A 24,814-nucleotide genomic window follows, 5' to 3' on the forward strand; every position below is an offset into this window, starting at 1 on the left:
ATGGGCCAGTTCCTCCAGTTCGCCTTCCTCGGGCTAGCCGCCGGTGCCATCTATTCGGTACTCGCGTCATCCCTGGTCGGCATCTATGCCGCCACCGGCATCATCAACTTCGCCCAGGGCGCCATCGGCCTCTACTCGGTCTATCTCGTCGCGGCGTTACGCACGGACGGCAGCCTCGTCCTGCCCATCGGCACCGTGAGTCTCGGCAGTGAGGACAACCCCACGTCGATGGAACTGGCACTGATCCTCGGTGTGGTCAGTGCCGTGGTCTGGGCGTTGCTGGCACATGTCCTCGTCTTCCGGCCCCTGCGACACGCGCCCGTGCTGGCGCAGGTGGTCGCGTCGGTCGGTCTCATGTTGTTCCTGCAGGCCCTCGTCCAGTTGCGCTTCGACACGGAAAACCTCTTCGCCCAGTCGATCCTGCCGGAAACCACCGTCGAGATCGGCGGTGCCGTCGTCAACGTCTCCGATCTGATCCTCGCCGGCGTCGCCATCGCGGTGTCCCTGCTGCTGTGGGCCTACTTCCGGCTCACCACCCTCGGTGTCGCGACGCGCGCCGGGTCCGAGGACGAACTCGCCGCCCGCCTGTCCGGCTACTCCCCCGACCGTCTCGCCGCCATCGTGTGGGCGATCACCGGCGTGGCAACGGGTCTGATCGTCGTGCTCGCCTCGTTCACCATCGGGCTGACCGTCACGAGCTACACGTTCTTCGTCATCCCCGCGCTCGCCGTCGCCCTGGTCGGGCGGCTGACGTCCTTCGGGATCGCTTGCGCCGCAGGCCTTGTGCTCGGGGCCTTCCAGTCGGTCATCTCCTGGCTCGCCACCAAGAGCTGGTGGCCGGAATGGGCGCAGTCCGGGCTCGGCGACGCCGTGCCCTTCGTCATCGTCGTCGTCGCACTGTTCCTCCTCGGCGGCCGTATCCCGTCGCGCGGATCGCTCGGCGAGGTACGCATGCCGGCGGTGCGCATCCCGCGCATCCGGATCATCCCGACCGTCGCGATCATCGCAGCCGTCGTCATCGCGATCCTGCTCACCTCCGGCACCTGGCGGTTCGGCGTGGTCACCTCGGTGATCCTCTCGCTCATCGCCCTGTCGCTGGTTCTGCTGACCGGCTACCTGGGCCAGATCTCGTTGGCGTCCATGGCCTTTGCCGGAGCCGCCGGATTCGCCCTGTCGAAGCTGACCACCAACTGGAACGTGCCGTTCCCGTTCAGCATGCTGTTCGCGGCACTCATCGCGACCGGTCTCGGCGTGTTGGTCGGCGTCCCGGCCCTCCGCATCCGCGGCGCGCAGCTCGCGGTGGTGACCCTGGCAGCGGCACTGGCGATCCAGAGTTTCGTGTTCAACAACCCCGCCATCACGGCATTCGAGGGCAACATGATCGCCGACCCGACGATCTTCGGCATCGACCTCGGTGTACGCGACGGCACCAATCTCGTCACCCTTCGGTTCGCGCTGATGGTCCTCGTCGTCGTCGCGCTCGCCACCCTCGTCGTCCTGCGGTTCATGGGCGGCTCGACCGGCCGCGCGTTCCTCGCGGTCCGTTCCAACGAGCGCGCCGCGGCGTCGGTCGGGATCAACGTCGCCGCAACCAAACTCCTCGGCTTCGCCCTGTCGGCCTTCCTCGCCGGCATCGGCGGCTGTCTCATCGGCTACAGCCGCGGCCAGCTCTCGGCCGGTTCGTTCACCGTCATGATCGGCCTGACCCTGCTCGCGATGACCTACGTCGGCGGCATCACCTCGTTCGCCGGCGCCGTCATCGCCGGCATCATCGGTCCGCTCGGCGTCGGCTATGTGTTCCTCACCCAGACCCTCAGTCTCGGTGAGTACTACGAACTCATCGCCGCCGGCAGCCTCCTGCTGATGGCCGTGCTCAACCCCGTCGGCGTGGCCGGCGCGGCGTCGGAACTCGGTGACAAGATCCGGGCCCTGCGGCACCGGAAACCAGACCCCAAACCCGAGGCGCCCGGCGCGGCGCAGAGCACACAGGCAGGTGTCCATGTCTGAGTCCACCGCATCCGATACCGCCGTCCTGGACGGGACCGCGCTGCTCCGAACCGGCGGGCTCTCCGTCCGATATGGCGGCGTCAGCGCCAATTCCGATGTCGACATCACCGTCGGCGCCGGCGAGATCGTCGGATTGATCGGCCCCAACGGCGCGGGCAAGACCACCTTCGTCGACGCCGTCACCGGGTTCACCAAGTCGACCGGCACGGTCTCACTCGCCGGTGAACGCCTGGAGAAGGCGTCGCCGCACCGTCGGCGGCGAGCGGGTATGGCACGCACGTGGCAGGCCGGTGAGCTGTTCACCGACCTCACCGTCTCCCAGAACCTGGCCGTCGCCGTCCAGCCCGTCGGTCTGCGCGCGATGCTGTCCGACGTCGTCAACGGTTCGCGGCCGCCCGCCGAGACCCTCGATCGGGCACTCGACCTGGTCGGCCTGCGCGACGCCGCCGATCAGCTGCCCGGCGAACTCACGCTGGGACAACAGAAGTTGGTGGGCGTCGCCCGGGCGCTGGTCGGCGGGACAAGGCTCGTCCTGCTCGACGAGCCCGCCGCGGGCCTCGACACCCACGAGAGCCGTGACTTCGGCGCCGAACTGCGGCGCATCGCCGCCACCGGCATCGGCATCCTGCTCATCGACCACGACATGTCGCTGGTCCTCGACGTCTGCGACCGCCTCTACGTGCTCGACTTCGGGAAGGTCATCGCCAGCGGCACACCCGCCGCCATCCAGGACGACCCGGCGGTGATCTCCGCCTACCTGGGAAGCCCGGAGGTCGACCCGGATGTCGTCGCCGAACTCGACGCGGCGGATTCGTCCGGTGCCCCATCCGACCCCGCGACCGGCACCCAACCCTCCCCCACCGACGCGCCCGAGGAGAACCGATGAGCACCGACACCTCCGCCGAAAAGCCGGTCCTCGAACTCGACGACATCACCGTCGGGTACGGCGGTGTGCCGGCGGTACGCGGTCTGAGTGCCTCGGTCCGCCCCGGGGAGATCCTCGCCCTGCTCGGGCCCAACGGTGCCGGCAAGACGACGACCCTGCTCGCCGCCGTCGGCGCACTGCCGCTGATGTCGGGCTCCGTCACCGCGCTGGGCGAGCCGATCGACCACCACATCGAACGCAACGCGCGCCGCGGCGTGACCCTGGTCCCCGACACCCGCGGTCTCTTCCACAAGCTGTCGGTCTCGGACAACCTGCGGCTCGCCAAACGCAAGAACGGCACCGACCTCGACACCGTCTTCGAGTACTTCCCGAAACTGAAGACCATGCGTTCGCGGCACTGCGGCAACCTCTCCGGCGGTGAGCAGCAGATGCTCGCCCTCGCCAAGGCCCTGCTCGCGCGTCCGCGGGTGCTGCTCATCGACGAGATGAGTCTCGGCCTGTCGCCGGTGGCCGTGCAGGATCTGCTTCCGCGGCTCCGCTCGTTCGCCGACGAACACCAGATGGCGGTGGTCCTCGTCGAACAGCACATCGACCTCGCGCTCGGGATCGCCGACTCGGCGATAGTCCTGCATCACGGCCGGGTGGCCCTGTCGGCGAGCGCCGCCGAACTGCGCAGCAGACGAGACAAGGTGGAGGCCGCGTACTTCGGCCGCACCATCGAAGAACAGGCCTCCTGAGACCGGTCGCGACGAACGACACCACCGACGAATCCGGGGACGACGTGGTCATCGCCGACGATCAGAACACCGACGATCGGAACGCGAACGGGACCGACGGGTCCGCTCGCCGGCGCGTCGGGCGTGACCGCCCGGCGCGCAGCACCCGCAACCGCCCGACCGACGAGGAGTTGCTGGACGCCGCCTGCGAGGTGGGCGCCGACCGCGCGACCATGACCTCGATCGCTGAACGCGGCAGCACCACGCGGGTGACCCTCTACGCCCATTTCGGGTCCCGCGACGAGCTCGTCTCACGCGTCATCGCCCGCGAACTCGACATCTTCACCTCGTTCATGTTCCGCGTCTACGACGAGAGCGAGGACATGCCCTACGGGGCGCGTGCCCGCCATTCGGTGCGGTGCCTGTTCGATTACGCCCGCAATCACCCCGCGGGCCTCCGCGTGCTGATGGGACACAGCGAGGGCGGAGGCGGCAACCGGCGCTTGTACGCGGCGCTCGAACCGCGTATCTCCGCCCGGCTCCGAAAGAACTACGCCGAACAAGGCGCCGACATCGCGGCAAGCGCGGACACGCTCGCGTCCCTGCTGCTGGGCATGAGCCTCGACGTCGCGCACCGTGCGCTCATCGTCGACGGCGCCGGCATCGACGAGGCATGTGACCTCGCGGTCACCGCCACCATGGCCGTACTCCGGGACGTCCGGCCGGAACAACTCCAAGCGCTCGACGCGTCCCTCGAACAGCGCTGACAGCCGAATCACCCGGCGTCGCCCGCACGATCGCCGGCCGGTCCCGGGCCCGTATCCAAGACCCGGACAAGTCGACCCCAAGTTTCCCGCAAGCGGGCCGGGCGATTCTTTCTCCTGTCACACGAACCCCCGCGGTCGAACCGCCCCGGTACCCCCGGACCACGGCCGCCCAGGAGAGGAACACCATGTCGCGTCCGCAGAACATCCAGTCCGACACCGATCAGCTCGAGACCGAGGAGATCGGCCCGCTTCCCGGCCCGCGTCGGCCGCTGTGGCAGATCGGTCGCCGCGCCACCGTCATCGTGGCCTGCCTGGGCTTCAGTGCCCTTGCGGCGTGCAGCTTCAGCGTCGGCACCCAGACGGTCGAGGAGGCTTCCGACATCGATGTCGGCGAGTGCCTGCAGATCGGTGAGGAGGAAGGCGACGGCAAGGTGGTCGCCACCAAGGAGGACTGCGAGGGCACCGAGGGGCTGACGTTCTACGCCGCCGACAAGGTGAGTTCGGGTGCGGAATGCACCGCCGACTACACCTCGAGCCTCACCTTCAGCGGAGGTGACGAGAAGCTCTGCATGACACCGAATTTCGCGACTGACACCTGCTATCAGATCCCACTCAACGGCGGAGACCTCGCCGACTACCGCGAGGTCGGATGCAGCACCTCGCCGGTGGAGACCACGATCATCGCCAAGACGGTCAGCCGTGGCGACGGATCGATCACCTGCCCCGGGGATCAGACCAGGTGGACATTCACGCAGCCGGCGTCGATCGGTTACTGCCTGACCGAGGATGTCACCGCCGCAGGCGAATTCGGCGGCTGAGTCGCCGGTTCGGCCATCGGCGGCTGGCCCGACGATGCGGAGTTCGCCGCCGCGTCGACCAGTCCGTGACCGACCCGGTAGTCGGCGCGCATCCGAGCCATCTCCGCATCACGCACGCGATAGGCCTTCTCGATCCGCGCACGGGCTCGCCGTGCGCCACCCCGGCGCTGCGCCGAGCCGGCCAACGCGAGGGCCGGGCCGACCCGACCGAGAACGTGCTTGATCGTCCCGTCCGGGATACCCAGGGCGTCCGCGTCCTGGTCGCCGATGAACACCCGCTGCAACCCGTACATGACGGTGGTGGCCAACCGGTTTCGCAGGACACGCGGGCCGGGGAGCACGTTGGCGAGTTCCGGGACGAGATAGTCCTCGGTGAGCGCGACCACGAAGTCGTGATCGTCGGGTCCGGGTCCCGGCGACGTCAGGCGATACAGCTCCTCGATGCGGACATGATCGGCCTCGCAGCTCGGATTCAGTTCTGGACTCATGCCGACGACATGCCCGACGTAACGCCAGAGATGGTAGATGTCCTCGAGCTCCCGATCGGTGAACCGGACCCCGAGGGTGTGCATGGCGTCGATCGCGATGTGCCCGAACTCGGCGATCGTGAAGGCCATGTACGGCTGTGGAATCGGTACACCCCAGTCCTTTTCGTCCCAGTCGCCCCGCTTCCACAGCATCTGCCGAACATGCGCGTGGATCATTCGGACCCGCACGGTGTACGCGAAACCGTCTCCGTCGCGGCGCATCCCGCCCGGCGTGATGACCTGGCTGAGCCACTCCCCGACCTCCACCGACCGCATCGCCGGCTGCGACACGTAGCGCCCGGTGATCGCGAGCGGCTTGGCGGCGATGGTGTTCCCCGCTCCGCGCACCAGTGATGCCGCACCCAGCACGATGCCGAGCGGTGCGGTGTTGACGATGAGCGCATCTGCGGCCCGGGCCATCCGGTCGTGCTCGGCCCAGGCCGGCTCGTCGTCGAGGAAGGCGAACAGCGCGCGCATGGAATCGGTGGACTCGTCGAGCGAGGAGATCCCGTGCGCGAGTGCGTTCCGCAGCACGGAGGTCGTCGACCCGCCCGGGTGCGAGTCGGCCGCGACCGCGTCGGCGAGGGGATCGGCGAGCCACATCTGGTCGAGCCAGACCCGCCCGGCCTCGCCATAGCGCTGCACCGCGAGGTCGGCATTCACCAGATCAGACGGGATCGATTCCATGGAGTAATGAGAACACGGGCGTTGCCACTTTCCGAAGACTTTCCGGATGACGGCTCACAGACTGCGCTGCTTCGCATACTCCGCCATCGCCGCGCGCTCGCCGTCGTGCTTCGGGTAGAAGAAGAACACGATCGCGGCGCCCGCCAGCACGATGGCCGCGGCGGCGCCGTAGGCGCGGTTGTCTCCGTGCACGAAGGCGTCTCGGGCGGCACCGATGATCTGGTCGGCGTACTGCGGATAGCGTTCGGCCAGCACCTCGGCGCTGGAGAAGGACTTGGTGAGTGCGGTTTCGGTCTGCTCGGTGATCTGGTCGGCCTGCGGCGATGCGGCGATGGTCTCCCGCAGCTGGTTCGCGTAGCCGGCGGTCAGGATGGCACCGAGTGTCGACTGCAGGATGGCCCCGCCGAGGTCGCGCTGCAGATCCGACATGCTCGACGCCATGCCCGCCCGCTGGACGGGAACCGATCCGGTGAGCGATTGCGAGGCCGGGGTCCCGGCCAGTCCCACACCGACACCCACGAGGACGTAGACGAGGCCGACGTGCCAGAAGTGGGCGTGGGTGTCCCAGGTCAGCATCGCGAACACGAGCCCGGCCACGATGAAGGCGCAACCGGACAGCAGGGTGAACCGCGATCCCATGCTCTGCACGAGTTTGGCCGACTGCGGCGCGACGATGACCATCGCACCTGCGGCGGGCAGGATCGTCGCGCCGGCGGCGAGGGTCGAGTAGTCGAGCACGTTCTGCATGTACTGCTGCCCGATGAACATCGCGCCCATCAGCGTGCCGAAGACGATGAGCCCGCCGACCGCGGCGACCCAGAAGGTGCGTCGGGCCGCGATCCGGAGGTCGAAGAGCGGAACACGCACGCGCAGTTGCCGCCACACGAATCCGGCACCGGCGACGACCGCGATCACAGCGAGGATGTAGACCTGGAGCCGCTGATCTCCGTTGGGCGCGAAGTTGATCGCGAGGACCAGCGCGCCGACCATCACGATCGAGACGACACCGCCGAGGTTGTCGACGACCGCCGCCTCGTCACCGGTGTCGGTGGGCACCAGCCGCCACGCCGCCGCCAACGCGAGAACGGCCAGCGGCAGGGTCACCAGGAACACCGCGTGCCAGCTGAACACCTCGAGCAGCGCACCCGACATCAACGGGCCGAGTGCCGAGATCGCCCCGCCGAATGCCGACCAGGCGGCGATCGCCCTGGTGCGCCTGGGTCCCGACCACAGGGCGGTGATCACCGCGAGGGTCGTCGGGAAGGCCAGGCCCGCAGCGATACCGCCGACCAGGCGGGCACCGAAGAGGACCTCGATGGTGGGCGCGAGCCCGGCCACGAGCGACGCCGGGATCGACAGTGCCATGCCGAAGACGAGCATTCGTTTGCGGCCGTGGCGATCTCCCAGCGCACCGAAGTACAACACCGATGCGGCGAGGCCCAGCGAGTACCCGACGGCTATCAGGTTCAGTTGCGTCGAACTGGCGTCGAGATCCTTGCCGATGTCGGGCAGAGCGACGTTGGCGACCGCGAGATTGATGTTGGCCACGCCCGCGACGAGGATCAGCGCGATGAGAATCGCACGCGCGCGTGCCGGTGCCGTGCCTGTTTCGACCTCGGGCGTCGTCGACGTCATCGGTGAATCGTACGTGCGGAAGCACTGCCCGAGCAGGGCTTCCACGCGTCAGCGGCACGGAATTGCCACGCCCCGGGCACCGAACAGCCCGGGGACGGGATCGTCGTGTGTCAGATGCAGACGCTGAACGACAAGGAGCCGAGCGGAATGTCCAGGCAGATCGCCAGCGAACCGACGGCCTGTTGCGGCTGGATCGGTGGCGACTGGGCGGGCGCAGCCGACGCCGCCGGCACTCCGGCGAGTCCGAGTGTGCACACCGCGGCCACCGTTGCGGCACCGACGGTCAGACGACGGGTGATCGTTGACTTGTTCATGATTGAGCCCCCTCGAGCACATTTCCCCCGCACCGAGACCTGCTCACGTGACCCATCGCCGCAGGTGGTGCTGGGTCCTGAGTCTACGCCGCGGCGTGCCCGATCGCGTCCCACATCTTGGGGACATTCGAGGAGGACCGGGCTCAGAGGCTGATGCGCAGACCGTCCCACTCGTGGTCGTGCATGAACCCCTCGGCGAGTCCGACCCGGTACTTCGCACAGCTGCGCAGGATGCCCGCGTATGCGAACGGGAGCATCACCGCCGGCATCTGGTCGCCGGGCCGGGTGATCACATCCGATGCCCCGCGGAAGTCGCGGATGAACTGGCGGAGGGACCTGCCGTTTCGGGAGGGGGCACGCCAGCCGTAGAGCATCATCCCGAGTCCGATCATCCGGTCGACATCCGTTGCGGGGGTGATGATCTCGGTGTCGGGATCGGAGGTGCCGAGGAAGGCGCGGTCCACGCCGTCGCCCGGGGAGAACATCATGATCCCACTCGTCGCGCGCGGATTGCACTCGATGCAGAACAGGTCCTTGTCAGGGCCGTCCTCGATGAAGTCGAAGCCGATCTGCCCGGTGAAGTCGACTCGCTCGACGATGTCGGCGACCCACGCCTGGATGCGCGGATGGTCGACGGACCGGAAGTTCAGACATGAACTGCCGTCGATGGCGTAGTCGACCGGATAGGTGGCGTGCGCGTAGATCCGGCCCTCGTGGCACACCGAGTAGGTGCAGTACTTGTCGCCCGAGATCCACTCCTGCGCGACCCACGGGTTCTGCTCGTCGTGCTCGAGCCAGGTCAGCGGATCCCCGGGCTGCACCTTGTGCACCTTCTGCGAACCGCGCGAGCAAGACCGCTTGAGCGCGAAGGGCTTGTCGAAATCGAGCGATCCGGCGTCCTCTGGTCCGGCGACCCGCGCGAACTTGCGCGTCGGGATTCCGAGTTCGACGAGCAGTTCCTGGAATTCGTACTTGTGGTGCAGCCGGTTCTCGATGTCGAAATCGGAGAGGAAGAGCCGGCATCGCGGCGGAAACAAGTCCGCGAGCATCGCGATGATGTCGGTCTCCTCGTGGACCGGGATCACCATGTCGACGTCGTTCTCCTCGACGATCCGCGCGAGCGCACGACAGTACGCGAGCGGTTCGAACTTCGGCGGCGGAACACGGTGGAAGTCGCTCACCCCGTTGGAGAATCTGCTGATCGCGACGGCCACCGAATCGACGGTCGTCACCCGGTGGCCACCCGCGGCCATGAGCCGTGCGAGTTCCAGGGAGAGGAACGACCGACCGAAAGTGATCAGTACATGAGCTCGTCCGGCGCTGTCCACTCGACAGAGTGTAGGGGGTACCGGGTGCCCGGGCGCGACGCCTCGGTTCCCGTGCCTGTTGAACGGAATTCGGACACCGCGGGAATATTCGGTACCGATCTGTCGGTTCGACCTGTTAGTTTGCGCTCGACCGGTCTCTTCGGACCGGTCGGACGTGTGGTGGCACGCGGTCGGGCTGGACGACGGACCGGATGTTCGGCGAGACCGGGCGTCCGGACCGGGTTGGAGGTGGCATGCAACTGTTCGTGGTCGGGGTCATCGCCGCATGCCTTGCCGCCGTCGCCTACGGGATGTCGACGGTTCTCCGTGCGCTCGGCGCGCGCCGGGTCGCCGCGACGGCCGCCGAGGAGGGCAAGGGCATCACCACCGGGACCGGTGCCCCCACCATCTCCTCGACGATGTCCACCTTCGTCGATCCCGCCTTCATCCTCGGCACCACGATGGTCGTCATCGGTTTTGCCGGTGGAGCGCTCGCCGCGCGGTTCCTCCCGCTGTTCCTGTCGCAGACCATCGTGTCCGCGAACCTCGTCGTCACGGCACTCCTCGGGACGATCATCCTCAACATCGCGCTGCACACGCGCGAATGGGTCGCCATCTGGCTCGTCGTGATGTCGCTGTGCCTTCTCGGTGTCTCGTCGTCGCACCACACCGGCGGCGGTGAAGAGATCGGCTTCCACTGGGGCCTGTTCCTCGCGACCCTCGCGCTGTGTGCGTTCGCCCTCGTCGGTGTCTACAACCTCGGTTCGGCCGCGGCCGCCATCGCCGGCGGTGCCGCGGCCGGTCTGCTGTTCGGCATCATCGCCATCGCCGTGCGCATCCTCGACGGCGTCGAACCGTTCGATCCCGTCGCCCTCCTGACCGACCCGGCGGCATGGACGATCGCCACGGCGGGCGCGGTCGGCTTCTACGTCCAGACCGTGGCCCTGCAACTGGGTGCGGTCAACGGTGTGACCGCAGTGCTGGTGGTCGGCGAGACCGCCGGCCCGAGCCTCGTGGGCGTGGTGTTCCTCGAGGACACCGCCAAGCCGGGACTCGGCTGGCTGGCCATCCTCGGCTTCGTCGGCGCGGTCATCGGCGCCGTGCTGGTTGCCTGGTACGGCTCGGTCGACCCCGATCACCTCGGCGAGGCCCCGCCGATGAAGGGCGGCTGGCGCCGCGGCCGCGAGGAGCCGGAGGAAGAAACCGACGGGCTTCCCGACGACTTCGATGCCGATGAGTTCGAAGCAGAGGCCTTCGAAGAGGACTTTCGCCGGGATCCGTTCGAGCCCGGCCCGCTCGCCGAGGCCGTCGAGCCGCACCCGGGTGACCCCGGGTCCGACCACCGGTCCGCCGGCACACGGGACTCGCAGCGCAACTGATCGGGACGTGTCTCCCCACCAGATGGTTGACACCCGTTCCACCGGTGGAGATGGTGGGGTGATGACGCCCACCGCGACGGAGTCGCTCGCCCGCCTCGCCTACGAGACCCTCGAACCCTTCCACGTCCTCGCCTACTTCAACCCGGGACTCGGCCGGGCACAAGAGGACACCGGTCTCGACGGCCACGCGTTCTACGTCGGCGCCCGCGGAGCTCCACTCGGTCCCTGCGCCGCCCCGGTTGTCTCCGCCGCCTTCTACAACTTCAACCCCGAACTGATCGCCAAGTCGTGGAACGCCGCGATCGACGCCGGTCTCGACCGCGTCCACGAACGTCGCCACGCGATGCTCGACGATTCCCTGCGAGAGATCCTGGGCGATTCCGCCGACGACGCCCTGCTCGACGAACTCGCCTCCGAGTACACCGAACTCGCCGCCGGCCTGCCGCTCGGCGGTCGTCCCCTGACGGCCGCGTGGGCTTCGGCACCGATCCCGGACACGCCGCGCCTGCGGCTGTGGCAGGCGACCGCGATCCTGCGGGAGTGGCGAGGCGACAACCACATCGCGGCCCTCGTCCTCCACGGACTCAACGGATTCGACGCGGCGGTCTTCCATGAGGCCCAGCTGCCCGATCCGGAGGTGAAACGCCGGGTCATGGGCAAACGCGTCGTGCTGCTCACCCGCGGCTACTCCGAACAGGACTGGGAGGACAGCGTCGACCGGCTCGTGGAAGCAGGCCTCGCCGAACGCGTCGACGACGGTCATCGCCTCACGGCACAGGGCGCCGCGGTGTACGACGACATCGAGGCGACCACCGACGCCGCGGGTGAATCCCGGTGGGCCGGCACCGCCGAGTTGCTCGAGCGGACCCGTCCGATCGTCAAGGCCGTGATCGGCGCCGGGGTCCTGCCCGGAACGAGGCGCAGATGAGTGGCCACGCCGAGGATGTGCGCGAGATCGAGAGCCTCAAGTACCGGTACCTGCGCGCACTCGACACCAAAGACTGGACCACGTTCGCCTCGACGCTCACCGCGGACGTGACCGGCAACTACGGCGGGACGCTGTCCTTCGGCACCCGGGACGAACTCGTCGGATACATGGAGGCCAACGTCGGGCCGTCGGTCATCGCCGAGCACCGCGTGTCCCACCCGGAGATCGAGATCTCCGGCGACACCGCCCGCGGCCGCTGGTATCTGCAAGACCGGGTGATCGTCGTGGACTTCTCGTTCATGCTGATCGGCGCCGCCTTCTACGACGACACCTACCGCCGGACCGAGGACGGCTGGCGCATCAGCGCCACCGGCTACGACCGCACCTACGAGGCCACCATCGGACTGGCCGACCTGCCGAGCTTCGCGCTCGAGGTCGGCCCGGCCGTGCGAATTTAAGGACGTGACATGTCTGAGCGTGTCTTCTCCGACCGGGTGGCGGCGGGACGAGCCCTGGGTGAGCGGGTCGCCGAGGTACTGCGGGCACGCCCCGACACCCGCACGGCGAGGCCGGTGGTGATCGGACTGGCCCGCGGCGGTGTGCCGGTGGCACGCGAGGTCGCCGATGCGGTCGACGGCGATCTCGACGCCCTGGTGGTACGCAAGATCGGGGCACCGGGGCATGCGGAGTTCGCGATGGGGGCCCTCACCGCCGGCCATCTGGTGGTCAACGACGACATGCCCCGGCGACTCGGGGTGTCGCCCGCCCAGTTCGACGCGGCCGCCGACCGGGAACGCCGCATCCTGCACGACCGCGAAGCGCTCTACCGCAGCGGCCGGCCACCGGTCGACGTCGAAGATCGGGTCGTGGTGCTGGTCGACGACGGCCTCGCCACCGGCTCCACGATGGCGGTGGCCATCGACGCGCTGGACGCGGCCGGCGCGTCGCGGCTGATCGTGGCCGTGCCCACGGCACCGTCGGATTCGGTCGGCCGGCTCATCGACCGCGGGGTCGACGAGGTCGTCGTGCTGACCATGCCCGAACCGTTCGAGGCGGTCGGACTCTCCTACGAGGACTTCAGTCAGGTCGACGACGATGAGGTGATCGCATGTCTGGATCGCGATCACCGGCCTTGAGCAACAACCTGGCGATGGCCCTCACGATCGGTGACGTCCAGTTTGGTGGACGCACGGTAGAGGTGGCCCTCGACGGTGCGTACCGAGACCGTGAGCCGTTGCGCGATCTCCTTGTTGGACAATCCTGCCGCAACGAGATTCGCGATCTCGCGTTCACGCGCGGTCAACGGGAGCGGTTGTGCCGCGGCGATCAGTGCGGGCGTGCGCAGTCCGCCGCACTCCGACGCGAGTCGATTGGCCGACGCCGCCGAGGCCACGGTCGCCGACCGTGCGCCCGCCGCGTCGTGCAGAACACTCGCCTGCGCGGCCGCGTCGGCTGCCGACAGCCGCACGCCCAGTGCCTCCAGATCGGCTGAGCACAAGTCGAGTTCGACCGCGTCGCCGGCGGCGAGAGCGGTTGCGTGCCGGGCGTAGAGCGGCGCCAGCGGACCGTCGACCAGTCCCGCGAGTTCGGTGAGACGCTCGGCGACGCCGGCATCGCCGAACCGGGCCGCGGAGTGCAGTGCCTCCGCCTCGACGGCGAATTGTCCCGACTCCCTTGCTTCTTCCGCTGTCCGGTGAACCAGCGCGACTGCTCGTGAGATGGTTCCGGCGGCCACCGACTGCCAGGCCTCGGCGATGTCGAGCATCGGACCGAAGATCGCGACGTGCTTGCCGTACCGCGCCCGCGCCTTCTCCAGGACCTCGGCGGCACGGTCGGCCTGACCGAGCGCACTCAGCGCCTGGATCAGAAAGATGTGAGCCGGGAAGTTCCACGACTCGGAGAACTTCCCGCTGTCCAGGATCGCGAGGGTCTGCTCCATCCGCCGGGTCACGGAGACACATGCACCGCGCGAGAGTTCCACGGCGGCAACGAGAATCTCCGACATCGCCCAGCCCAGGTACTGCGCGGTCTGCGCGGCCGTCATGAACCGCCCGGCCGCCGCATCCGCGTCGTCGAGCCGACCGCTCAGCGTGAGGGCGAGGATCTCGCCGAAGCCGGTCGGGAATCGGAGCAGACCATCGACCTCCACCTCCCGCGAGTGCGCGGCGAGGGCCTCCACCTCGTTCCCGCGGCCCGCGACCGCCCTGGCGAGACTGCCGCCGAACACCGCCCATTCGATCGCCCAGGGCAGCTTCCGCTTCTCGGCGAAGACGCTGTCCGAGAGCGAGATCGCCTCACCGATGCGGTTCTCGAACAGCGCGCATGCCGAGGCGATACCGGTGACGATCGGGACGAGCGCCGGCCGCATGTCCCGCGTGCGCAGCATCTGCAGGATCTCGTCGGCGCGGTCGGCGTCGCCCAGCGCCCAGAAGGCATTTCCGATTCTCAGGTTCCCCCACAGCAGGAGTTCTCCCTCGTCGAGATCGCCCGGCGAGAACCCCGAGAGGATCTCCTCGGCCTCGTCGGGATGGCCCTGCCACATCCGGGCGCGGGCAAGCAGTTCGGCGACGTCGACCCCGGCACCCTCGTCCAGGGCCGCCCGCGCGAACCGTTCGCCGAGCGAGGTCTGCGCGAGTTTCAGGGCATCACTCGCCGCGGTCCGGACGAGCGACAGGTCGATGTCGACGTCGCTCTCGATGGCGAGGTCGGCGAGCCTGATCCGCTCGGCAGGGGTGTTGGTGGGACGCGACCTCAGCGCCTCGACGAGGTTGCCGCGCAGACGCCGTGACGACACCAGGCCGAGCCGGCGGCGGATCACCTCACCGAACAACGGACGGAGGAAGGCCACATCCAGTCGGCGACCGTCCCGCGTGATGCGGACGAGTCCGGCGATCTCGGCCTCCTCGACCGCCTCCTCGCCGGCGAGTTCGGCCAGCACGTCGATGTCGAGCGGTTCGCACAGGCTCAGGTACTTGAGCGCGTTGAGAACCGAGGCGTCCAGTTGTTCGATGCGTCCCTCGAGCAACGATGCGAGTTCGGAGGTGATCGCGGCGCGCCCGCGCAACTGCCAGACCCCGTTGACCTGTCGCAGCGTGTTCGCCTCCCGGGCACCGTCCACGAGATGCCTCAGGAACAGTGCGTTCCCACCGGACGCCTCCCACATCTGGGTGGCCGAATGTTCCTCCAGCTGCCCGCCGAGGACCGATTCGATCAGCTCGACACTCTGCTCTTTGGTGAACGGCGACAACGTGATACGGGTGAGGTGGTTGTCCTTCCACAGCGACGTCACGGCATCGGGCACCGCTTCACCGCTACGGACGGTCGCCACGATGTGCACCGCCCGATCGATCGCGAGCTGGTGCAGCAGGGTCGCGGACAACTCGTCGAGCAGGTGCGCATCGTCGACGCCGATGACGACGTCACCGTCGGCGAGCAGTGACTCCCGGGCTGCCGCCAGATAGCTGACCGGATCGCTCGACGTCGCGGGTCCGACGAGATGGGCGAAGACCCCCAGCGGAATCGATCGCGCCGACTCCGTCCCGGCCACCCACCGCACGCCGGTCGGCAGTTCGGCGGTGGCATGCCGGGCGAGGGTGGTCTTGCCCACCCCCGAATCGCCGGTGAGCACGACTCCGCATCCGCTCGTCTTCCCACTGAGCGCAGCGAGGATCGTGCGGAATTCGCGCTCGCGCTCGACCAGCGGCCACGTGGTGGACATGACAGGGGATTTTAGTCCGCACCGGAGCTCCGCGTGCTCTGACGAATCGTCATGGACATGTCAGCAGGACGCGCAATGCCGTGTTCCCCCCGCGCTTGTGGCGGACGGTGGGGCCGTCAAGTCCGCGAATCACGCATCCCGGGCATTGGTCACGATGATCGCGATCGACAAGAGGATCGCGGTGAACGTGGCGAAGTACACCAGCGAGCCAAGGGCATTCCAGTGAAAGGTGTCGTTCCCACCGGACAGGAAGTTCCACCCGTTGAGGAAGGGCAGGAACGGCGTGATGTTCTCACCGATGCGCGGGAGCACCGAGAGGATGCGTTCGAACGCGAACATCCAGCCCAACACGATGGCCACCGCGCCGGCGGAATGCCGGACCAGCGCACCCACCGCGAGCCCGATCAGCGCACACAGCATCGCGAACACCGGCGTGCCCCAGAGCTGTCGTACGGTGTCCGGCCCACCGAGCGCGATGCCGTTGCCGGTGAGCGCCTGCCCCAGGACCACCCCGAGGAGACCCACGACCGCTGCCACCACGAAAGTGAGACCGCCGAACACCACGGTCTTCGCGAGAATCACCAGCGGCCGTCGGGGGGTCGCGGCGAAAGTCGTTCGGATGGTGCCGAATCGGTATTCGGTGGTGACACCGAGGACGGCCATGATCGCGAAGATCGCCACGCCGAACTGGTTCACGCCGACCAGATAGTCGATGGTCCGGGTGTCGACCGACGCGGGGTCGGCATAACCACCGGACAGCAGCCAACCGAGCAGCGCCGCAACGCCGATGCCGAACACGACCACCATCGCCAGGCACCAGTACGGGGACCGGGTGCTCGTCAGTTTGATGCGTTCGGCGTCGATCGCCGCAAGCGCCGGGCCGATCATCGCCGCCCCCCTTCCGGAGTGGGAGAACCGGATTCGACGGGCCGGAAACCGTCGCCCCCGTGATAGTCGACGGCGTGTGCGGTCATCGACATGAACACCTCCTCCAGCGAGGCCGACTCGGCGGCGAGTTCGTGCAGCGTCACACCGGTCGCCGCCGCGATGTCACCGACCCGGTCGGTCGTCGTGTCGGGCACCCGCATCACCGGCCGCCCCTGGGCGTCGGGCGCACCCGGTGCCGGCGCGAGTCCGGCCTCCACCAAGGCGGTGTGCAACCTCTCGAGTTCGGGTCCGCGCACCCGCACCGACTGCCGTGCCCTTCCGGTGAACTCGCCGACCGAACAGTCGGCGATCAGTCGTCCACGCCCGATGACCACGAGATGGTCTGCGGTGAGCGACATCTCGGTCAGCAGGTGGCTGGAGACGAGTACGGTGCGTCCTTCGGCGGCCAACTGCCGCATGAACCCGCGTATCCAGACGATGCCCTCGGGATCGAGCCCGTTGACCGGTTCGTCGAACAGCAGGGTGTGCGGGTCGCCCAGGAGCGCACCGGCCAGTCCGAGCCGCTGCGACATGCCGAGTGAGAATCCGCCGGCCCGTTTGCGGGCCACCGACGTCAGTCCGACCGTCTCGAGCATCTCGTCCACCCGGGACACCGGAATCCGGTTGCTCGCCGCGAGCCACCGCAGATGTGACCGCGCGGTGCGGTTGGGGTGAACCCAGTGTGCGTCGAGCAACGCACCGACCTGACGGAGCGGATGGTCGAGGTCGCGGTACTGCACGCCGTTGATGGTCGCGGTCCCCGAAGTGGGGCGGTCGAGACCCAGCATCATGCGCATCGTCGTCGACTTACCCGCGCCGTTGGGCCCCAGAAAGCCGGTGACCCGTCCCGGGTTCACCTCGAACGTGAGATCGTCGACCGCGCGCTGACTCCCGAAGTCCTTGGTCAGATTCGTTACCCGCAACACGACACGACCATAGCCGCCCGCCCTTCGAGCGGGATGGCTCCTCTCGCCGAGAACTCGATTCGGGTCACGCGTGATCGGGCATCGGTGACGACGCCTGCGCCCAGAACCTCTTGGGAATCCGCCCTGCCCGCGCCGCGAGGCGGCCCGCGATCACCGCATGCCGCATCGCCGAGGCCATCCGCTCGGGATTCTCCGCACGTGTGACCGCGGTCGCGAGAAGCACCCCGTCACAACCGAGTTCCATGGCGAGGGCCGCATCGCTGGCGGTACCGATACCCGCGTCGAGGATGACCGGGAGCGGGTCGTCGGAGGCGGTCGCACAGTGGTCGACGATCATCTCGATGTTGTGCGGGTTGAGGATTCCCAGTCCGGTGCCGATCGGCGAACCGAGCGGCATCACCGCGGCGACACCGAGGTCGGCGAGTCGCGCGGCGAGAACCGGGTCGTCGTTGGTGTAGGCGAGCACCACGAAGCCGTCGGCCACCAACGAGGCCGCGGCGTCCACGAGTTCGACGGCATCCGGCATCAGGGTGCGCTCGTCGGCCACCACCTCGAGTTTCACCCAGTTCGTCTCGAACGCCTCCCGGGCCAGCTGCGCGGTGAGCACCGCCTCGGCGGTGGTGTGGCAGCCGGCGGTGTTGGGCAGGACCGCGATGCCGAGACGGCGCAGCAGGTCGAAGACACCGGTCCCGGACGCGGCGTCGACGCGACGTACCGCCACGGTCGTGAGTTCGGTTCCCGACGCCACGAGGGCCCGCTCCAGGCTCGCGAGGTTTGTCGCGCCACCGGTTCCGGTGATCAGACGAGAAGAGAACTCGCGGCCGCCGATCCGGAGCGGGTCGGCGTCGGAACCGCCGGCGACGTCGACGACCTCGGACTCAGCCACCCTGCACCGCTGTCACGATCTCGACGACCGCGCCCGTGGTCATCGTGTGCTGCGACCACTGTCCGCGCGGGACGACCGCACCGTCGACCGCCACCGCGATCCCCCGGTCCGGCAGGCCGAGGCGGGCGACGACGTCCCCCACCGACACGTCGTCGCCGACGTCGAGGTTCTCTCCGTTCACGGTGATGGTCACGGTCATGCTCCTTCCAGAATTCCCAGCACATTGTCCGCAGTGCCCGGCGCGAGGACGATGCCGTTGCGCCCGTGTCCGGTCGCGACCACCGTGCGGTCGTCGACCCGCTTCACGATCGGTAACCCGTCGGCGGTGCACGGCCTCAGTCCGGCACCCGCCTCCACCAGCTCGTAGGTGCGCAGACCCGGCATCACCTCGATGGCGTCCGCGAGCAGATCGGCGACCCCACCCGCCTGCGGGGTGCGGTCACCGAAACCGCCGGCCTCGTATTGCGTTGCGCCGACCACGATCCCGTCCTCGCGCGGCACCAGGTACACCGCTCGGCCGTGGAGCCGGGCACGGACCACGTGCCCAGGCGGCGGCACCGACCACCGCGTCCGGCGCAGTCTCAGGATCTCCCCTTTCGCCGCGTGGAGCGGCACGTCGGGAAGCAGTTCCGCCGTGCCGAGTCCGGCGGCGACAAGGATCTGGTCCCGCGGGCCGGCATGGTCGTGGACGTCGGCCAGGCTGCCCACCCGCGCCTCGGTGAACCGCACCCCCGCGGCGGCCCCTGCGCTGCGCAGGGTCGCCAGCAGACGACGGTTGTCGATCGACCACTCGCCCACCGCCCGGTAGCCACCGACGAGCCGCGAACTCAACGACGGCTCCAGCGAACGGATCTCGCGACCCGTGACCGTGCTGAGTGTGGCGTCGGTCCGCGGTTGTTCGGCCCAGACGAAGTCCGCGAGATGCTGCAGGTACTCGGCGTCGGCGGCGGACGCGGCGACGAACAGGGAATCAGTGGCCGTGACGATCGCGGGGTCGCCGAGACGCTTCACCAGCGTCGGCCAGCGCCGCACCGACTCTACCGACATCGCGAGCGCCGCTTCTTCACCCGGATGCCCCTCGCCGAGCGAACCGAGCATGCCGCCCGCCACCCACGACGCCCGCTCCTCGTGCCCGGCGTCGACGACGCGGACCTGCCAGCCCGCATCTGCGGCAGCGAGCGCACAGGTCAGACCGATCACGCCACCGCCGACGACGGTCAGCGCACGGTCGGGCTGCTCCGGGTGGGGTTGTTCCTCGACAACATGGCTCACGCCAGATCACCTTCCTTCGCCGGAATGACCCGGATCAGGTTCGACGGTCAGCGGAGGGTCCGCACTCTCAGCCCGGCCGGTCCGGGCTCCCGTGTGTTCTCGCGGTCCACCCTACGCCCGGCCCGCACCGGCGCGGCTAGCCTGGTCGCCGTGACGACTGCCCCCGAATCGCGTGCTCGCGAACTGCGCCGCCGCCTGGACTCCGCCCGGCTCTACCTGTGCACCGACGCGCGGCGTGAACGCGGCGACCTGCTCGAGGTCGTGAACGCCGCCCTCGCCGGCGGCGTCGACATCGTGCAGCTTCGCGACAAGGGGTCACCCGGGGAGAAGAAGTTCGGCACTCTCGAAGCCCGCGAGGAGCTCGAGATCCTCGCCGCGATGCGGGACGTCGTCGACGCCCACGGCGCATTGCTCGCGGTCAACGACCGCGCGGACATCGCCGCACTGTCCGGCGCCGACGTCCTCCATGTCGGACAGGGTGACCTGCCGCCACGGGTCGCGCGCCGGATCGTCGGCCCCGAGACGATCGTCGGTGCATCCACCCACGACCCCGGGCAGGCTGCAGCAGCCGCCGCCGACCCCGACGTCGACTACTTCTGCGTCGGCCCGTGCTGGACCACCCCCACCAAACCGGGTCGGACCGCCGCCGGGCTCGATCTGGTGACGACGACCGCCGCGGCGATGTCCGAACCCGGGACTCCGGACAAGCCGTGGTTCGCGATCGGCGGCATCGATGCTCCGCGGGTGCCGGAGGTGACCGCCGCCGGAGCGCGCCGCATCGTCGTGGTGCGGGCGATCACGGCCGCCGCCGACCCTGCTGCGGCGGCCGCGGAGCTCGTCGCACGGCTGTAGCGCCCGGGTCCGGAAATCCGCCCCGAGAAACCGCCCCGGAAAAGCACCCTCCGGGGCGGCGCCACGTGCGTATCGTCACCGGTCACGCTCTGGAGGGCGTACTCCGGGGGTCGATTTCAGGGGCGGATCACCGGGGCAGATCTCAGTGGTGAAAATCCATTTGCCGCACTCACCACAGAGGTCTAGGCTGGACCGATCATGATGTGCATCAAGCGCGCGCTCGTAACCCGCCGCAGCGGGGTCTGATTCTGACCGACCCCCCGCTGCGGGTCGGTTGCGCGCTCTTGTCGGTCATCTGTTCTTCGACCGAAATCGGCTTTCGAGATGCATCCTCTTCATCTGCCTCACCCATCCTTCTCACGACACGGACACGCGACCGCGCCGTCGGCCGACCCCATCACCGAACACTTCCGCCGTCCGCTGCCCGCGGGTATGCGCGAGGAGGTCATCGGGATGAGCTGGCAACGATTCACCGACGAATATGCGAGCGGCGGCACCATCCGGCTCGGATCGTGGTCGGTCGCACCGGCCCGTCAGGACCTCGTCGAATGCCGCGCGACCATCGCGATCGCCGATCGCATCATGTCGTGCAGCGCCGTCGCCGCCGGACCGCTCGGCGCGATGACCTCGATCCTCTACGACCTCGGCGCGCCGGTTCAGATCCTGCGACTGCACCAGCGCGAGATCGACGGCGCAATCGCCACGTTCCTGCTGTGCGAGAACAACGGCAGGCAGGCGTGGGCGTTCGGCGAGGGCAGCACCGGCGACGAGGCGAACATCGCGGCGCTGGTCTCCGGCGCGAACCGGCTGCTCGGACCCGCGGCGGCGTGAAGCCCGACGCTGTGAAGTCCGGCGTCGTGAGGTCCGACAGTGTGAAGTTCGACGGGCCGAACCGCTATCCCTGCGGGTCGAGCGCCGCGATCCGTTCGCGCAGCGTGGGCCAGGCCAGACCGAACGCCGGGTGCAGCGGGAGCTGATCGACGTGCTTCTCCTCCACCCAGCGCAGTTCCGTCGACTCGAAGTTGGCGATCGTGCGCACCGGCTCGTCTGTCTCGGCGATGACCGTCGTGTAGGTCCAGCCGCCGGGTGATTCGTGGGTGATGACAGCGGCGACGACCCGAAGGTCCTCGCCGTTGATGCCGGCTTCTTCCTCGGCTTCCCGAATCGCGGTGTCGATGGCGCCCTCGTGCGAGTCCCGGGCGCCGCCGGGCAGCGCCCAGGTACCACCCTGATGCGACCACGCGGCGCGATGCTGGAGCAGAACGCCCGTCACGCCGTCGGCCAACGGCGCCCGGAGCAGCAGACCTGCTGCGCCGTGAACACCCCAATACCGTGAACCGTCGGGATCGATCACCCAGCCGTCGCCGTCTCCGCGCACCACGCCTCCTTGCAGACCCGACGAGGGGATCGCCGGGGTTCCTCCACCGTAAGTGAGACATGCCCGACCTGCCAGGGCGATGGCGATCCATCCGTTGGATCAGTGAAACCAATCCGCGTACCGCAGCGAAACGAATCCGCGTACCGCGGTGACACCGATACGCGTACCGCGGCGAGCGGGTCCACGCGGCGAAGAACTCCACCCCGCCGCCCCGAGGCCTTTGGAGTGGCGACCGCGTTGAAGGGAGGAACCCACCGGAGATGGCATAGGCTGAAACACGCACGACCCGGTGAGCGATGACCCCGTTGAGTCATTTCTTCAGACAGGTCGCGGGAGCCGGAACGGGGGCCGGCGACCGAGCGGCCGCACCGGAGACGATCCAGCGTTCGAGAAGGGGATCAGCTAGGTGACCGGCGATGCGTCCTCCGTGCGGACGGCACTCACCCGTGGCGGTCGCACGTTCCGTCCCGCCCAGTCGTCGCCGCCGATCCGCCAGGTCCTCGCCGATCGTCGCGAGCTCGTCGCGACCGCCCGCGAACGTGCGCAGTCACCGTTCCAGACGCTCCGGCACTATTCGGGCACCACACCGGGCAAGCTGATCATCATCTGCGTCATCCTGTTCCTCGGCTGCCTGTCCACCGGTCTGTACGCCTCGACCGTGCTCGAAGACCGCACCCAGACCCTGCAGCGCCTGATCGATCGCACCGAACCGCTCGCCGAGGCCGCGCAGGTCCTGTACAGCTCTCTGTCGATCGCCGACGCGTCCGCGAACGCGGCATTCATCTCGGGCGGTCTGGAAACTCCTGATCTGCGGCAACGCTACTCAGATGCCCTGGCGACGGCCGCGTCGTCGTTGATCCTCGCGACCGGCACCTCCAGCGAGCCGGGGCCAGGGATGGCCCAGGACGCGACCGAGCGTGCCCTGTCGTCGGACCTCGACACCCTCTCGACGTCGATCCCTGTCTACAGCGGACTCATCGAGACCGCCCGCACCAACAACCGGCTGGGCAATCCCGTCGGATCGGCATACCTGGGCCAGGCGTCGTCGCTGATGCAGGACAAGATCCTGCCGGCCGCTCAGCGCCTCTACGAGCGGCGGTCGATGGCGATCGCCGACCCGCAGCATTCGCTGACCCGCCCGCCGTGGACGGTCTACGTCCCGCTGTTGCTGCTGCTCACGGCGATGGTGCTGACATCCCGCTACCTGGCGCGCAGGACCCGCCGTCGCTTCAACCTCGGACTGGTCGCCGCGATCGGCGCGCTCACCCTGGGGACGGTGTGGCTGCTGGCGTCGGGCCTGATGTCGGTCGCTGCGACCAGCAACGCCCGAACCGACGGCGCCGACCCGCTTCGCGAACTCACGGCCGCCCGCATCCTGACCCAGCAGGCCAGATCGGCCGAGACCCTGGCCCTGATCCGCCGCGGCGACCAGGGCGGACTGGAACGGACCTTCGCCGCGACGACTGCCAGGATCGACGGCATCGTCGACGACGTGCGCACATCCGAGGAGACCGGTTCGGTGTCGGCGGAGCAGCTCGACAAGGTGAGCTCGGCGCTGGCGGAGTGGAAGCGCACCGATGCCGGCGTCCGGCGGTACATCCAGACCGGCAACTTCGACCGCGCCCGGCAACTCACGGTCGGGGACGGGCTGAACAGTTCGGCCCGCGCGTACACCGCCGTCGACACCGCCCTCGTGGACGCGATCACCACCGCGCGGACGTCGTTCCGCGACGACATCAACACCGCCCAGCGCGTACTCGGCTTCACCGGGACCGGGATACTGCTGCTCTCGGTCCTCGCCGCCATCGCGATCGTCGGCGGACTCGTCCCCCGAATACGGGAGTACCGATGATCGCTCGCCGACTCGCCCGCCGCCGGTTCTCCCACTCCGGACCCGTCCGCCCGCGCCGTCCGGTGGCCGCGGCCGTCCTGCTGCTCGTGGCATTCGTCGCGACCGGTTGTGTCCGGTTCCCCGCCGCCGAGTCACCGCCCCCGACCGCGACCGTCGGCCCGCTGGTGCTGCCCGGCGTCCAGACCGACGTGCCCATCGAACCGCCGCCGAGTTCGGAGGCGTGCAACGCCACCCTCACCCTGCGTCCGCCCGCACGGATGCCCGCGCCCGGCCGCATGCCGCCGAATTCGACGATGGCCGGGATCTTCGAACGCGGCCGGCTCATCGTCGGACTCGACATCGGCTCCAACCTGTTCAGCTTCCGCGATCCCATCTCGGGAGACATCCAGGGCTTCGACGTGGACATCGCGCACGAGATCGCGGGCGCGATCTTCGGTGACCCGCGGCGCGTCGAGTTCCAGGTGCTCAGCTCCGCACAGCGGATCGACGCGTTGCGCGACAAGACCGTCGACGTCGTCATCAAGACGATGAGCATCACCTGCGACCGGCTGCGCGACATCAGCTTTTCCGCCCCGTATTACGTTGCGTCCCAACGCATCCTGTCGTTCCGCAACTCGAACATCGCCGGACCGGCCCAGCTCGCCGACAAGCGGGTCTGCGCAGCCCGCGGCACCACCTCGATCGGCCGGATGCAGTCCATCCAGCCGCGGGTCCGGATCGTCAGCACCACCACCTGGGCCGACTGCCTGGTGCTGATGCAGCAGGGACAGGTCGACGCGGTGACCAGCGACGACGCCATCCTGGCCGGGCTGGCCGCACAGGACCCATGGGTCCGGGTCGTCGGCCCGAGCCTCGGGGAGGAGTTCTACGGCGTGGGCATCCCCAAGGGCGAGGACGACATGATCCGCTTCGTCAACGGTGTGCTCGAACGCGCCCGCGCGACCGGCCGCTGGCAGGAGATCCGCGACCGGTGGCTGACCATCCTCGACAGTGGATTCGGCGCACCGCAGCCGTACTATCGGGATTGATCGC

At 68.7% G+C, this 24,814-nt stretch carries 24 protein-coding genes and 1 riboswitch; of the genes, 13 read left to right on the forward strand and 11 right to left on the reverse strand.

Annotated features, from left to right (window positions below; translation table 11 throughout):
* The 5 genes from IHQ52_RS01255 to IHQ52_RS01275 all read left to right on the forward strand — a co-directional run bounded on the left by IHQ52_RS01255 (window position 1) and on the right by IHQ52_RS01275 (window position 5,194).
* Window positions 1-2,007, forward strand: coding sequence for an ABC transporter permease (locus IHQ52_RS01255; protein ID WP_006436704.1), 2,007 nt, complete (start codon window positions 1-3; stop codon window positions 2,005-2,007).
* Window positions 2,000-2,893: an ABC transporter ATP-binding protein gene (locus IHQ52_RS01260; protein ID WP_024497392.1), complete on the forward strand. Its 894-nt coding sequence runs from the start codon at window positions 2,000-2,002 to the stop codon at window positions 2,891-2,893. Before IHQ52_RS01255 ends, IHQ52_RS01260 begins: the two co-directional genes overlap by 8 nt.
* Window positions 2,890-3,630 carry an ABC transporter ATP-binding protein gene (locus IHQ52_RS01265; RefSeq protein ID WP_024497393.1) on the forward strand — a complete coding sequence of 247 codons (741 nt, stop codon included), beginning with the start codon at window positions 2,890-2,892 and terminating at the stop codon, window positions 3,628-3,630. The genes IHQ52_RS01260 and IHQ52_RS01265 overlap by 4 nt, the downstream gene beginning before the upstream one ends.
* Before the next feature lie 44 nt (window positions 3,631-3,674).
* Window positions 3,675-4,376, forward strand: coding sequence for a TetR/AcrR family transcriptional regulator (locus IHQ52_RS01270; RefSeq protein ID WP_182156001.1), 702 nt, complete (start codon window positions 3,675-3,677; stop codon window positions 4,374-4,376).
* Between the two features lie 185 nt (window positions 4,377-4,561).
* Window positions 4,562-5,194 (forward strand): pyridine nucleotide-disulfide oxidoreductase, encoded by a 633-nt coding sequence (locus IHQ52_RS01275; RefSeq protein ID WP_182155999.1) that lies wholly within the window; start codon window positions 4,562-4,564, stop codon window positions 5,192-5,194.
* Here IHQ52_RS01275 and IHQ52_RS01280 read toward each other — a convergent pair.
* From IHQ52_RS01280 to IHQ52_RS01295, 4 genes are all read right to left on the reverse strand, one after another.
* The gene (locus IHQ52_RS01280) at window positions 5,146-6,408 is read right to left on the reverse strand and encodes an oxygenase MpaB family protein (protein WP_024497396.1); all 1,263 of its coding nucleotides are present in this window, start codon (window positions 6,406-6,408) and stop codon (window positions 5,146-5,148) included. The two genes, IHQ52_RS01275 and IHQ52_RS01280, sit on opposite strands and share 49 nt — an antisense overlap.
* Before the next feature lie 54 nt (window positions 6,409-6,462).
* Window positions 6,463-8,043, reverse strand: a complete 1,581-nt coding sequence (locus IHQ52_RS01285) for an MFS transporter (RefSeq protein ID WP_024497397.1) — start codon at window positions 8,041-8,043, stop codon at window positions 6,463-6,465.
* A gap of 110 nt (window positions 8,044-8,153) precedes the next feature.
* Window positions 8,154-8,357 (reverse strand): hypothetical protein, encoded by a 204-nt coding sequence (locus IHQ52_RS01290; RefSeq protein ID WP_006436711.1) that lies wholly within the window; start codon window positions 8,355-8,357, stop codon window positions 8,154-8,156.
* A 143-nt stretch (window positions 8,358-8,500) separates the two neighbouring features.
* Window positions 8,501-9,685: an ATP-grasp domain-containing protein gene (locus IHQ52_RS01295; RefSeq protein WP_182155997.1), complete on the reverse strand. Its 1,185-nt coding sequence runs from the start codon at window positions 9,683-9,685 to the stop codon at window positions 8,501-8,503.
* 233 nt (window positions 9,686-9,918) lie between these two features.
* Here IHQ52_RS01295 and IHQ52_RS01300 point away from each other — a divergent pair, with 233 nt between their 5' ends.
* The 4 genes from IHQ52_RS01300 (at window position 9,919) to IHQ52_RS01315 (ending at window position 13,107) form a co-directional block, all read left to right on the forward strand.
* A complete protein-coding gene (locus IHQ52_RS01300) occupies window positions 9,919-11,043 on the forward strand; it encodes a hypothetical protein (RefSeq protein ID WP_024497399.1) in 1,125 nt (374 codons plus the stop codon).
* A gap of 61 nt (window positions 11,044-11,104) precedes the next feature.
* The gene (locus IHQ52_RS01305) at window positions 11,105-11,971 is read left to right on the forward strand and encodes an SCO6745 family protein (protein WP_024497400.1); all 867 of its coding nucleotides are present in this window, start codon (window positions 11,105-11,107) and stop codon (window positions 11,969-11,971) included.
* The gene (locus tag IHQ52_RS01310) at window positions 11,968-12,429 is read left to right on the forward strand and encodes a nuclear transport factor 2 family protein (protein WP_182155995.1); all 462 of its coding nucleotides are present in this window, start codon (window positions 11,968-11,970) and stop codon (window positions 12,427-12,429) included. The genes IHQ52_RS01305 and IHQ52_RS01310 overlap by 4 nt, the downstream gene beginning before the upstream one ends.
* A gap of 9 nt (window positions 12,430-12,438) precedes the next feature.
* Window positions 12,439-13,107: a phosphoribosyltransferase gene (locus IHQ52_RS01315; protein WP_024497402.1), complete on the forward strand. Its 669-nt coding sequence runs from the start codon at window positions 12,439-12,441 to the stop codon at window positions 13,105-13,107.
* Here IHQ52_RS01315 and IHQ52_RS01320 read toward each other — a convergent pair.
* From IHQ52_RS01320 to thiO, 6 genes are all read right to left on the reverse strand, one after another.
* Window positions 13,095-15,689, reverse strand: a complete 2,595-nt coding sequence (locus IHQ52_RS01320) for a LuxR C-terminal-related transcriptional regulator (RefSeq protein WP_238064024.1) — start codon at window positions 15,687-15,689, stop codon at window positions 13,095-13,097. The two genes, IHQ52_RS01315 and IHQ52_RS01320, sit on opposite strands and share 13 nt — an antisense overlap.
* Window positions 15,690-15,818: 129 nt before the next feature.
* Entirely contained in the window at window positions 15,819-16,577 is a 759-nt protein-coding gene (locus tag IHQ52_RS01325; protein WP_006436718.1) for an ABC transporter permease, read from the reverse strand.
* Window positions 16,574-17,542 (reverse strand): ABC transporter ATP-binding protein, encoded by a 969-nt coding sequence (locus IHQ52_RS01330; protein ID WP_024497404.1) that lies wholly within the window; start codon window positions 17,540-17,542, stop codon window positions 16,574-16,576. The genes IHQ52_RS01325 and IHQ52_RS01330 overlap by 4 nt, the downstream gene beginning before the upstream one ends.
* 64 nt (window positions 17,543-17,606) lie before the next feature.
* Window positions 17,607-18,428 carry a thiazole synthase gene (thiG, locus tag IHQ52_RS01335; RefSeq protein ID WP_024497405.1) on the reverse strand — a complete coding sequence of 274 codons (822 nt, stop codon included), beginning with the start codon at window positions 18,426-18,428 and terminating at the stop codon, window positions 17,607-17,609.
* On the reverse strand, window positions 18,421-18,621 hold the full coding sequence (gene thiS / locus IHQ52_RS01340) for a sulfur carrier protein ThiS (RefSeq protein ID WP_006436721.1): 201 nt from the start codon (window positions 18,619-18,621) through the stop codon (window positions 18,421-18,423). Before thiS ends, thiG begins: the two co-directional genes overlap by 8 nt.
* Window positions 18,622-18,623: 2 nt before the next feature.
* On the reverse strand, window positions 18,624-19,700 hold the full coding sequence (gene thiO / locus IHQ52_RS01345) for a glycine oxidase ThiO (protein WP_024497406.1): 1,077 nt from the start codon (window positions 19,698-19,700) through the stop codon (window positions 18,624-18,626).
* Window positions 19,694-19,803: riboswitch (TPP riboswitch) on the reverse strand. (Overlaps the previous gene by 7 nt.)
* Window positions 19,804-19,850: 47 nt before the next feature.
* On the opposite strand from thiO, the gene thiE reads away from it, so the two are divergent.
* Together thiE and IHQ52_RS01355 are read left to right on the forward strand one after the other, a co-directional pair.
* Window positions 19,851-20,552: a thiamine phosphate synthase gene (gene thiE / locus IHQ52_RS01350; protein WP_051349548.1), complete on the forward strand. Its 702-nt coding sequence runs from the start codon at window positions 19,851-19,853 to the stop codon at window positions 20,550-20,552.
* Between the two features lie 453 nt (window positions 20,553-21,005).
* Window positions 21,006-21,383, forward strand: coding sequence for a 2-isopropylmalate synthase (locus tag IHQ52_RS01355; protein WP_238064259.1), 378 nt, complete (start codon window positions 21,006-21,008; stop codon window positions 21,381-21,383).
* Window positions 21,384-21,447: 64 nt separating this feature from the next.
* Here the strand turns inward: IHQ52_RS01355 and IHQ52_RS01360 are convergent, their stop codons facing one another.
* Window positions 21,448-21,930 (reverse strand): NUDIX hydrolase, encoded by a 483-nt coding sequence (locus tag IHQ52_RS01360; protein WP_096275034.1) that lies wholly within the window; start codon window positions 21,928-21,930, stop codon window positions 21,448-21,450.
* Between the two features lie 406 nt (window positions 21,931-22,336).
* Between IHQ52_RS01360 and IHQ52_RS01365 the strand changes: the two genes are divergently transcribed.
* Complete coding sequence (locus tag IHQ52_RS01365) at window positions 22,337-23,782, forward strand: hypothetical protein (protein WP_096274764.1); 1,446 nt, start codon at window positions 22,337-22,339, stop codon at window positions 23,780-23,782.
* Window positions 23,779-24,810: a glutamate ABC transporter substrate-binding protein gene (locus IHQ52_RS01370; RefSeq protein ID WP_096274765.1), complete on the forward strand. Its 1,032-nt coding sequence runs from the start codon at window positions 23,779-23,781 to the stop codon at window positions 24,808-24,810. Before IHQ52_RS01365 ends, IHQ52_RS01370 begins: the two co-directional genes overlap by 4 nt.
* Window positions 24,811-24,814: the final 4 nt, after the last annotated feature.

Origin of the sequence: Gordonia amicalis, assembly GCF_022059885.1 — a bacterium.
Taxonomy (GTDB): domain Bacteria; phylum Actinomycetota; class Actinomycetes; order Mycobacteriales; family Mycobacteriaceae; genus Gordonia; species Gordonia amicalis.

What these genes read in the sequence shown, in the direction of transcription:
- IHQ52_RS01255 (WP_006436704.1), top strand. Translation starts at nt 1, where the DNA reads ATGGGCCAGTTCCTCCAGTTCGCCTTCCTCGGGCTAGCCGCCGGTGCC.
- IHQ52_RS01260 (WP_024497392.1), top strand. Translation starts at nt 2,000, where the DNA reads ATGTCTGAGTCCACCGCATCCGATACCGCCGTCCTGGACGGGACCGCG.
- IHQ52_RS01265 (WP_024497393.1), top strand. Translation starts at nt 2,890, where the DNA reads ATGAGCACCGACACCTCCGCCGAAAAGCCGGTCCTCGAACTCGACGAC.
- IHQ52_RS01275 (WP_182155999.1), top strand. Translation starts at nt 4,562, where the DNA reads ATGTCGCGTCCGCAGAACATCCAGTCCGACACCGATCAGCTCGAGACC.
- IHQ52_RS01280 (WP_024497396.1), bottom strand. Translation starts at nt 6,408, where the DNA reads ATGGAATCGATCCCGTCTGATCTGGTGAATGCCGACCTCGCGGTGCAG.
- IHQ52_RS01285 (WP_024497397.1), bottom strand. Translation starts at nt 8,043, where the DNA reads ATGACGTCGACGACGCCCGAGGTCGAAACAGGCACGGCACCGGCACGC.
- IHQ52_RS01290 (WP_006436711.1), bottom strand. Translation starts at nt 8,357, where the DNA reads ATGAACAAGTCAACGATCACCCGTCGTCTGACCGTCGGTGCCGCAACG.
- IHQ52_RS01300 (WP_024497399.1), top strand. Translation starts at nt 9,919, where the DNA reads ATGCAACTGTTCGTGGTCGGGGTCATCGCCGCATGCCTTGCCGCCGTC.
- IHQ52_RS01305 (WP_024497400.1), top strand. Translation starts at nt 11,105, where the DNA reads ATGACGCCCACCGCGACGGAGTCGCTCGCCCGCCTCGCCTACGAGACC.
- IHQ52_RS01310 (WP_182155995.1), top strand. Translation starts at nt 11,968, where the DNA reads ATGAGTGGCCACGCCGAGGATGTGCGCGAGATCGAGAGCCTCAAGTAC.
- IHQ52_RS01315 (WP_024497402.1), top strand. Translation starts at nt 12,439, where the DNA reads ATGTCTGAGCGTGTCTTCTCCGACCGGGTGGCGGCGGGACGAGCCCTG.
- IHQ52_RS01320 (WP_238064024.1), bottom strand. Translation starts at nt 15,689, where the DNA reads ATGTCCACCACGTGGCCGCTGGTCGAGCGCGAGCGCGAATTCCGCACG.
- IHQ52_RS01325 (WP_006436718.1), bottom strand. Translation starts at nt 16,577, where the DNA reads ATGATCGGCCCGGCGCTTGCGGCGATCGACGCCGAACGCATCAAACTG.
- IHQ52_RS01355 (WP_238064259.1), top strand. Translation starts at nt 21,006, where the DNA reads ATGAGCTGGCAACGATTCACCGACGAATATGCGAGCGGCGGCACCATC.
- IHQ52_RS01370 (WP_096274765.1), top strand. Translation starts at nt 23,779, where the DNA reads ATGATCGCTCGCCGACTCGCCCGCCGCCGGTTCTCCCACTCCGGACCC.